General features: G+C 51.4%; 9 protein-coding genes. 4 read left to right on the forward strand and 5 right to left on the reverse strand.

Annotated features, from left to right (window positions below; all coding sequences use genetic code 11):
* Window positions 1–112: 112 nt before the first annotated feature.
* The 5 genes from HCX89_RS22405 to HCX89_RS22425 all read right to left on the reverse strand — a co-directional run bounded on the left by HCX89_RS22405 (window position 113) and on the right by HCX89_RS22425 (window position 3,322).
* Window positions 113–622, reverse strand: coding sequence for an RDD family protein (locus HCX89_RS22405; RefSeq protein WP_028781602.1), 510 nt, complete (start codon window positions 620–622; stop codon window positions 113–115).
* 25 nt (window positions 623–647) lie between these two features.
* Entirely contained in the window at window positions 648–899 is a 252-nt protein-coding gene (locus tag HCX89_RS22410) for a DUF2960 domain-containing protein (protein ID WP_025011397.1), read from the reverse strand.
* A gap of 26 nt (window positions 900–925) precedes the next feature.
* Window positions 926–1,276, reverse strand: a complete 351-nt coding sequence (locus HCX89_RS22415; protein WP_107006303.1) for a DMT family protein — start codon at window positions 1,274–1,276, stop codon at window positions 926–928.
* Window positions 1,277–1,279: 3 nt separating this feature from the next.
* Entirely contained in the window at window positions 1,280–1,765 is a 486-nt protein-coding gene (locus tag HCX89_RS22420) for a GNAT family N-acetyltransferase (RefSeq protein ID WP_025011398.1), read from the reverse strand.
* A gap of 66 nt (window positions 1,766–1,831) precedes the next feature.
* The gene (locus HCX89_RS22425) at window positions 1,832–3,322 is read right to left on the reverse strand and encodes a carboxypeptidase M32 (RefSeq protein ID WP_167717505.1); all 1,491 of its coding nucleotides are present in this window, start codon (window positions 3,320–3,322) and stop codon (window positions 1,832–1,834) included.
* A 426-nt stretch (window positions 3,323–3,748) separates the two neighbouring features.
* On the opposite strand from HCX89_RS22425, the gene HCX89_RS22430 reads away from it, so the two are divergent.
* The 4 genes from HCX89_RS22430 (at window position 3,749) to HCX89_RS22445 (ending at window position 8,826) form a co-directional block, all read left to right on the forward strand.
* Complete coding sequence (locus HCX89_RS22430) at window positions 3,749–4,381, forward strand: YqiJ family protein (protein WP_039033177.1); 633 nt, start codon at window positions 3,749–3,751, stop codon at window positions 4,379–4,381.
* 26 nt (window positions 4,382–4,407) lie between these two features.
* Window positions 4,408–6,240, forward strand: coding sequence for a flotillin family protein (locus HCX89_RS22435; RefSeq protein WP_096140891.1), 1,833 nt, complete (start codon window positions 4,408–4,410; stop codon window positions 6,238–6,240).
* A gap of 1,659 nt (window positions 6,241–7,899) precedes the next feature.
* On the forward strand, window positions 7,900–8,373 hold the full coding sequence (locus tag HCX89_RS22440) for a hypothetical protein (protein WP_167717506.1): 474 nt from the start codon (window positions 7,900–7,902) through the stop codon (window positions 8,371–8,373).
* A gap of 135 nt (window positions 8,374–8,508) precedes the next feature.
* Entirely contained in the window at window positions 8,509–8,826 is a 318-nt protein-coding gene (locus tag HCX89_RS22445) for a hypothetical protein (RefSeq protein WP_167717507.1), read from the forward strand.
* The last annotated feature ends 64 nt before the right edge of the window (window positions 8,827–8,890 follow it).

An 8,890-nucleotide genomic window follows, 5' to 3' on the forward strand; every position in this document is an offset into this window, starting at 1 on the left:
TGTCAGTGACAGGGCTTTTTGCTGTGGTTTGCGTATTGGAGGCATCTAGAACGCTTTATTTTAATGCCATCGCTACCTGGGTATTTCAGGCTATTATCTCAGAATCCGTGTCTCAGGCTCCGTGCCAGTTACGCAGTGAGTTGGCTTCTTTACTGAGAAGCACCACTTCTGAGCGGGTCATGCTGTCCTGCAGTGCCAGTTTGTCACCGCTGAACAAGATCCACAGGTTGCCTATTCCCAACAAGGACCAAACTACCCGTGCCAGCGCGGTAATAAAACTCAGGTTTTGGCCGTTGGGATGTTGCACCTTGAGGCGCCAGGCGCGCATGCCCAGAGTCTGGCCGCCCTTGGACCAGAACAGGGCGTAGAAACCAGCCACACAGCAGGCCAGCCACAGCTGATAGAGGCCGTGATAGAGGCTGTTGCCATTGAGCAGATCCGAAACATGTTCATAGTTCCCCATGGGAATAAGGCCGGAGGCGGTCAGGCCGGTAAAGATCCCAAACCCTATGGCACCGGCAAACATGTAGACGGCTACCGCCAGCAGTAGATCATAAACGGCAGCACCGAGGCGCTTGAAAAAGCCGGCTCGGGGAAAATTGGCGTGCTCTGGATTTATCATGGCTTAACCCTCTTTTGGGCAGGTATTAACCCTGCTCTTCTTCTTTAACAAAGTGGATATGACGAAACCCCATACGGGCGAATTCACTGGTGCGATAGCTCTTCAGGGCGCCACCGCCTTTGGCTGTCATGGCGACTTGCTGCTCCATTGCCAGAAAACGGCTGAGATCTATTCCCTCGGCGGCGGCAACAGCCTCGTACATGTCGTGGTATTTGTCATAGGCAAAGTTGATCACTTTCGCGACCCCCTTGTATTCATAGGCGACCTGACGTGCCATCTTGTGTCCTCATTAAAGCAGTGGGCTCAACCGAACTTACTGCGAAATATAAAATAAACGGCGCCGAGCATACACAACCCGGCCCAAAGATAGTCCAGTTTCAGTGGTTCTTTAAGGTAATAGAATGAAAAAGGAACAAACAGACTCAGGGTGATGACTTCCTGAAGTATCTTGAGTTGGCCCACATTCATCACACTATAACCAATACGGTTGGCCGGTACCTGCAAAAGATATTCGAACAGGGCTATGCCCCAACTGACCAAAGCGGCAATGATCCAGGGTTTACCTGAAAGGGACTTGAGGTGGCCGTACCAGGCAAAGGTCATAAAGATATTGCTCAGGCACAACAAGCCTATGGTGATGAGTGTGGGTTGCATCTGTCAGCGGGCTACCGGATAGACCATATAACTGGCGTCATCTGTATAGGTGGCCAGCGATTTTTCGATACGCTTGTGGTTAAAGCCGAGCTTTTCCCAGTAACCACAGGCGCCCTGTACTGCAACCAGTGACAAGGAACCCAGGCGCAGTTTTTCCGCCTGAAGCTTGAGGGTATCAAACAGTTTGCGTCCGGCGCCGAATCCCTGAGCTCTGTTGCTGATGGCAATATCATGCAGATAAAGGGTGTCGGCCTTGGGCAGTGTGGTAATCGCCTTGTACAGTGGCGGAGGGGTGTCTTCGGTCCAGGGATGAGCCAGACAATAGCCTACCACCTGGTCACTCTTTTCAAGGACATAGCAGGTTTGCGGTGATGCCTGCCACTTGCTCTTGAGCACATGTAAAGGTTCGGGGGCCAGAGCGTGGTAGCACTCTGCTTGAATTTCGCCTATGGCTTGCCAGTCATCCTGGCTAATGGCGCGTATCAACATCTGAATTCACTTTCTCTTTTCAGTTACTTCGTAGAAACGCGCCATTATACCATTTTTGCAGATAAATTAATCCAGATAGCGCTGCTGCAGATGGCGCTGCAGGAAGTTGGGATCCAGACTCTGCCCTGTGGCGCTGCGGATCAGTTCATCGGTTTCCAGCAGGCACCCCTTGGACCAGATCTTTTCATCCAGCCAGTCGCAAATCTGCCCCAGCTTATCCTGGCTCAGTAGGGCTTCAATGGGGCCCAACTCGGCTTCCATGGCAAATCTCAGCTGGGCGGCATACATGGCGCCCAAGGTATAGCTGGGGAAATATCCCAGTTCGCCCAAGGTCCAGTGAATATCCTGCATGCAGCCATCTTTATAATTGCCGGCAGTACTCAGCCCCAGATATTGCTGCATCTTTTGATCCCAGAAATCGGGTAGGTCTTTCACTTCCAGGTTGCCGTCGATAAAGGCCTGCTCGGCTTCAAATCGCAGCAGTATGTGCGCCGGATAGGTGACTTCATCGGCATCGACCCGGATAAGACCCGGCTTGACCCGGGTGATATTGTCGACCAGTTCATGGGCCGATACCGGGCAGTCGAGATGTCGGCGAATTCTCGGATAGAGCTTGCTGATAAAGGCGCGGCTGCCGCCGAGTTGCATCTCAAAAAACAGGCTCTGACTCTCGTGGAACCCCATGGAGCGAGACATTCCGGCGGGTTGTCCTCGCCAATCCTTTGGCAGCGCCTGCTCGTAACGGGCATGACCCGTTTCGTGAATAGTGGAGGTGAGGGCAGCGATAAAGTCATCTTCCGTGTAGCGACTGGTGAGGCGGATATCACCGGGCACGCCACCGCAAAATGGGTGCGAGCTGACATCCAAGCGCCCTTGATTGAAATCAAATCCCAGGTATTGCATTACCTCCCGTCCCAGCAGCTTTTGGTCTGCTATCGGGTAGTCGCCGGCGCTGCTCTTGTAACTCTGGTGCAGCTGCTTGTGCTTCACTTTTTGGATAAGCTCGGGCAACCAGTCCCGCACCGCTCCGAGAGTGGTCTCCAGCCGCTCACATGTCATGCCGGGTTCAAATCTGTCCAGCAGGGCATCGTAACCGGCCTTGCCAGTGTGCGCCGAGCGAGCCTGGGCTTCTTCTCGCACCAAGGCGATTACCGCCTCAAGATTGGGGCGAAACCCTTGCCAATCGTTGTTTTGTCGCTGTTCACGCCATTGGTTTTCACAGCGATAACCCGCCAGCGTCTTGGCCTGCACCAAGTCCCCCGGTACGGCTATAGCTTGGGCATAGTGCCAGCGCATCTCTCTGAGGTTGGCTTGCTGCTCGATACTGAGTTCGGCGGTCTTGGCTTCGGCGCTATCCAGCCATTCGGCAAGCCGGGGCGAGGTTTTTAAACTGTGAATGTGTAATGCCAACTCGGCCATCGCCTCGGAGCGGGCCTCGCTGCCGTCCATGGGCATCATGGTGGCTTGATCCCAGTCCCCCAGGGCACTGAAATGCTCGAAGTGGCTGATGGTACGAAAGTGCTGGCAAAGTTGCTGATATTCGGTTTTGGCTGTCATGGTGTGCTCTGGAATGTCTGGCATTCATCAAAGAATAACTGCCCCTATGCTAACCAAGCCAAGGGACGATACTCAAGCAGTTTTCAGTAGGCTTTACTCATGCATAGATTTATTAAGATAATGTTTTGTAACAAAAAATAAAGGTGTGGCACTAATTGGGGTATTCCCTGTTGCTGATATTAAGCCAGCAGTTTGCGACTTAAGGTTAACTGAGCCTGGTTAAGCCTTAAGCGTTGCGATGGCAGCATAAAACCTTCTGGATTTGAGCCTTAGTGTGAACTGCTTCCGATTTCTGACGTCAAATGCAGATAAAAGCTATTGGAGTCCAAGCTTGCCTGGAGGTAAACTCGGGAATTACCTGAATTTAACAGGCATATATGGAATGTTGGCGACCGGGAGCGGTCGTCGCCCACAAGGAGGAATCCTGTGCTGGACTTTTTTCTGGCCCAGTCCAATCTGCCCTATGCTGTAGCCTTGGCGATAGTGGCACTGCTTGGAGTGATAGAGGGACTCACATTAATCGCGGGTATCAGCCTGATGGCCGCCATGGATGACTGGCTTCCCGATGCCGATCTTGATACTGACCTGCCTCAGGGCGGACTGACAGCGCTGGCCGGTTGGCTCTGCTTGGATAGGCTGCCTGTGCTCATCTGGTTTGTACTGGCACTGGGATGTTTCAGTATTACAGGCTACTTGCTTAACTATTTTTCCTGGCTGCTGACCTCGGCCCTGTTGCCGCAAGTGTTTTCCTTGTTGCTGGCCTTGCCGTTGGCGGCGGTTGCCTGCCATTTCCTCGGTGGGCAGCTGGCCCGAATCCTTCCCAAAAATGAATCCAGCGCCGTCTCAATCGAAGATCTCAGCGGCAGCGTCGGTACTGTGACACTCGGCTGTGCCATCAAGGGAAATCCCAGCGAGGCTGTGGTTCAGGATCAGTACCGTCAGAAACACTATGTCCTGGTCGAGCCCGAAGACGAAGACACCGAATTCCCGGCAGGGGTGCAAGTGGTGCTGCTAAGACGCAGCGGCCGCGTGTGGTCTGCCACCCGTTTTGAACAATAATCTAACCAAAGAAGGAAACAACAGGAATGGAAACCATCCCGGGTTTAAATACCAGCGGCACCAGTATGTTGCTGTTTACCGCAGGCGCAGTAGTGCTCTGCCTGTTGGTGATAGGGTTTATTTTTGCCAAGCTCTATTGCCGCGCTACCAAAGAGATGGCCTTTGTGCGCACGGGTTTCGGTGGTGAAAAGGTAGTCAAAGATGGCGGCGCCATTGTCCTGCCGGTACTGCATGAAATTATTCACGTCAATATGAACACCCTGCGCATCGAGGTGGGCAAGACCCAAAAAGATGCCCTGATCACCAAAGACAGGATGCGGGTGGACGTCAAGGCCGACTTTTACTTGAGGGTGGCTCCCAATGCCGAAGGTATCTCCATGGCGGCCCAGACATTGGGCGGTCGCACCAATAGGGTGGAAGAGCTCAAGAAGCTGATGGAGTCCAAGTTTGTTGACGTGCTGCGCGCCGTGGCTGCCGAAATGAACATGACAGAGATGCACGAACAGCGGGCTGACTTTGTACAGCGGGTGCAGAACAACGTTGCCAACGATCTCGAGAAAAATGGTCTGGAACTGGAGTCGGTTTCTCTGACAGGTTTTGACCAGACAGAGCTGGAGTTCTTCAATGAGAACAACGCCTTCGACGCCGAAGGTCGTGCTAGACTCGCCAAGATCATCGAAGAAAAGCGCAAAGAAACCAACGATATTCAGCAGGACAACCGGATCCAGATTGAGCTGCGTAACCTGGAAGCCGAAAAAGAGTCGCTGAACATTGAAAAGGCCGAAGAGGAAGCACGTCTGATCCAGCAGCAGGCGCTGGAGTTCAAGCGCGCCGAGCAAAAGGCCGAGATCATCAAGCAGAAAGAGCAAAAGCAGCGTGAGGAGCGGGAGGCGGAAATCGCCAAGGAACGCGCCATCGAGTCGGCGGAAATTGAAAAGACCAAAGACATAGAAACCCGCGAGATTGAAAAGCGTAAGCAAATTGAGCAGGCCAGAATTCAGCAGCTGCGAGATATCGAAGTCTCCGAACAGGAGAAACAGATTGCGGTTGCCGCCAAGTCGGAAGAAGAATCTGCCGCCAGAGCCCGCGCCGCCGAGGCCGAAAAGCTCAAGGTTGAAAAAGAGGAAGCGGTAATCACAGTGCGTCAGGTGGCTGAGGCCAATCGTCGCAAAGAGATTGAAGTTATTGACGCCCGTAAAGAGGCAGAGCGGGAAGCCGTTGGCGTTACAGTTCAGGCTGAAGCCGAGAAACGCGCCGCCGAAGATAGATCCATAGCGATACTGACCGAAGCCCGCGCCAGTGCCGATGCCAAGATGCTCAAGGCCGAGGCCGATGAGAAGGTGTATGCGGTGGAAGCGGCCGGTAAACAGGCACTGCACGAAGCCGAGAACGTGTTGCGTGACGAGCAAGTTGCCCTGCAGCGCTCACTGGCGATCCTCAAAGTTCTGCCGGAAATCGTCGCCAATGCGGTTAAACCACTGGAAAACATCGAAGGCATCAAGATCCTTCAAGGCTATGGCAGCGGCGTAACCGGCCAACTGGGGACTGCTTCTGATGGCGCCGGTGTCAAGGGCGGCATTGCCGAGCAAGTGACCAGTGCAGCGCTCAACTACCGCGCCAACGCACCTGTGGTCGATGCCATGCTCAGAGAGTTGGGGCTGGTAGATGCCGAAAAGGGCGGGCTGAATGATCTGCTGAGCGGCAACAATATGCTCACCCATGAAGCGCTGCAAATCGCCCGGGATACCAAGGCCAGTGCCGAGCCCAAAGTGGAGACGGTAAAGCCTGTCAGCCAAAACAATGTGGCCTATGAAGTGACTTTGGATATAGATAAGCCTGAGCAACCGAGAAACGTTTAAGCCCGGTTGTACTCATCAATGCCCTCCATCGGAGGGCATTTTCTTATCAGGCATAGCTTGTTCTTATCAGGTATAGCTTCGGTAAATTAGTTTTCAATTTTCCAAGCCGGCCTCGGCTACGCCAATAGGCAAACAACGCCTAGCGGCGGCTTTGAAGGGGAATCGGTGTAATTCTGTTAGCGCTGAGTAGCTTGGAACATCTGAAGTGTCTGCAGACATACACCTCATTTCCAGGCAAAGGCGGAACTGTGACCGTCGAAAACAGGGCCGAATTTTGTTCCAGACAAATTCGGCATTTCCTACGTCCCTGTAGGTCAGATGTTTTCGTCGAGGCTACATGGACGTATTCACAACAACTTTCCTGTTTAACGGCCAGCTCACCGTCCCTGGCTCGCGCTCGAAAGCATGTTGCTGTGCAACTCTCGCCGAATCACAGGATCGCCTGTGCATAAGCCTGCGGCAGGCAATGGGAGACATCCGTTGCTGGAAGTTCAATCTATGTTATTTGGCTATTTTGAGCTGAAAGCAATGCTAGCCGCTGTGCCAGCGGCGTAAAGTCGTGGAGCTTCGCCCCACACCCGACCAAGAAGGGATCAACAGCAATCCCCTCTTGGATCTCCCTTGCCGCCCCACACGGTGTCGAAAGCCCCTCGGCCTAATGGCGCAAATAACTATCGCTTCAGACGCTCATCCCTGATTCGACTGTCGCTGCTTCGGCATCCATGCCTCAGCCACGTTATTTGCGCCAACGGCTTTCGGCGACACCGAGGGGGAATTGGTACAACTCTGTTAGCGCTGAGTAGCTTGAAATATCTGAAGAGTTTGCAGACATACACCTATTTTCCAGGCACAGGTGGAACTGTGACCTTCCGAGCCAGGGATGGCGAGGCAGAGCTTACAAGGACGTACTCGCAGCGTGTCACAGTATCGCCTGTGCGAAAGGTGCACCACAGGTGATGGGCTACACCGTGGCCGGAAGCTCGGCCAGTACTAACTTAGGAACTTTTAGCTGGAAGCTATGATAGCCGCTGTGCCAGCGGCTTAAAGTCATGTTGCTTTGGGTTTCAAACCCAGTCAATTCTGCTTCAAAAACAAACCAAATCAGGGTTTTGTTGCCTTTGTCAAAACTTGACCTTTGGCTAATTGTTTTCACATTCAGAACTGGGTATTGTATAACCAATTCAAACGCTTAGCTTTAGCACTTTCTTAAGCTTAAGGCCGAAAGCAACAACACTTTTCCGTTTTCAGCGGAATGTAGGGACAAACAGAGTTTGGACCCGTGCGGTAGCCATGGCTTTACTCAACGCTTTTTGTAGGGTCCTTGGTTTTACTGCTTGGAACGCTTATGACAAGCGCCTCAGAACTGATTTTCTATACAGTATTATTGCCGTTCCAGGAAAAATCCCGGAAATTTGCAGCTAAGTTTGCGCGTTATTTCTGTAACATTTTAGAAAATAACATTAAATTCATAAAGTTAAAAAATACAGCTGGTAGATAATAGGTTTGGAAACCGCGCATGCGCGTTTAGCTGCAAGGGATATTAAGACTAAACTCTATTATATCCAGCTAATACAAACAGATAGCGATGCGCGTTTACACTCCTCCGAGGACTAAAACGCGCATGCGCACTATACAGCTGTTATGTTTCAGGAGAATTAAGTGGCAGTTTGGCAAATTCCAATTGAGTTCGTCCCTGCCAAGTGGGCTGAAGAGAATAATTTTGAGGTTGAATCCCTTTATGGAGAGGATGGGTTCGATACTACTTGCGCGTGGGTCGAGAACCAGCCCACCAAAGACCTCGATGCTATATTCTCACCTATATTGCCCAAAGCAGAATCGTGGTCTGAAGATTTATCCCTCTGGGGCAATGATAAGGTGCACGATATAAGTGTGTGGCACGAAGAAGGTGAGATATTTTCAATTGGGTTTAGGCTCGATCTTAGAGAAAACATCACAAGTATTATGTCCGCTCTCTGTGAGGCTGCTTCTTTACTAAATTGTGTGTTGTTCGTTCCTGGGCAAAAGATAATGCTCAATCCAAACGTTTTCGAGCTCAAACAGTATATTCTTAAATCAAAAGCAGCTAAGTTCGTTAGCGATCCAGAGGGTTTTCTTAGTGAGCTTGGCGAGTAAAAACATAACAAGCAAAGGCAGCATCGCCCTGCGGGCTGGACGCGCTAACGCGCGCCGCTGCTTTGGGCGTTATATTTTCTTATGAACATACGAATACTCTTAGTCTCACTGCTTTTATTGGCATCAGGAAAATCTATGGCCGGATACAATTTGCACATAAAACGTGAGAATCAAATCTCTGTAGAGGAATGGTTAGCCGTGTGTGAGCAAGACAAATCATTGTCGGTTCAAAATACGGCGATAGCCGTAAATCCTCAGACAGGCGAAGAAATTGAAGTTTCAACTCCGAACAGCTGTGTTTGGACCAGTCCAATTCTCAAAAAAAAGTACTCTTTTACTTATTCAAATGGCTCAATAACTATTGGTACCGATAAAGCGCAGCTTAAAAAAGCTAAAAAGATCGCCAAAATATTAAATGCTAAGGTTGTGGGTGACGAAGGTGAAGATTATTAAAAATATAACAAGCAAAGGCAGCATCGCCCTGTGGGCTGGACGCGCTAACGCGCGCCGCTGCTTT

The sequence above is a fragment of the Shewanella sp. Iso12 genome (assembly GCF_012030025.1).
GTDB lineage: Bacteria > Pseudomonadota > Gammaproteobacteria > Enterobacterales > Shewanellaceae > Shewanella > Shewanella algae.

Coding starts and splice junctions, on each gene's coding strand:
- HCX89_RS22435 (WP_096140891.1), top strand. CDS start 4,408: ATGGAAACCATCCCGGGTTTAAATACCAGCGGCACCAGTATGTTGCTG.
- HCX89_RS22405 (WP_028781602.1), bottom strand. CDS start 622: ATGATAAATCCAGAGCACGCCAATTTTCCCCGAGCCGGCTTTTTCAAG.
- HCX89_RS22425 (WP_167717505.1), bottom strand. CDS start 3,322: ATGACAGCCAAAACCGAATATCAGCAACTTTGCCAGCACTTTCGTACC.
- HCX89_RS22420 (WP_025011398.1), bottom strand. CDS start 1,765: ATGTTGATACGCGCCATTAGCCAGGATGACTGGCAAGCCATAGGCGAA.
- HCX89_RS22445 (WP_167717507.1), top strand. CDS start 8,509: ATGGCCGGATACAATTTGCACATAAAACGTGAGAATCAAATCTCTGTA.
- HCX89_RS22415 (WP_107006303.1), bottom strand. CDS start 1,276: ATGCAACCCACACTCATCACCATAGGCTTGTTGTGCCTGAGCAATATC.
- HCX89_RS22410 (WP_025011397.1), bottom strand. CDS start 899: ATGGCACGTCAGGTCGCCTATGAATACAAGGGGGTCGCGAAAGTGATC.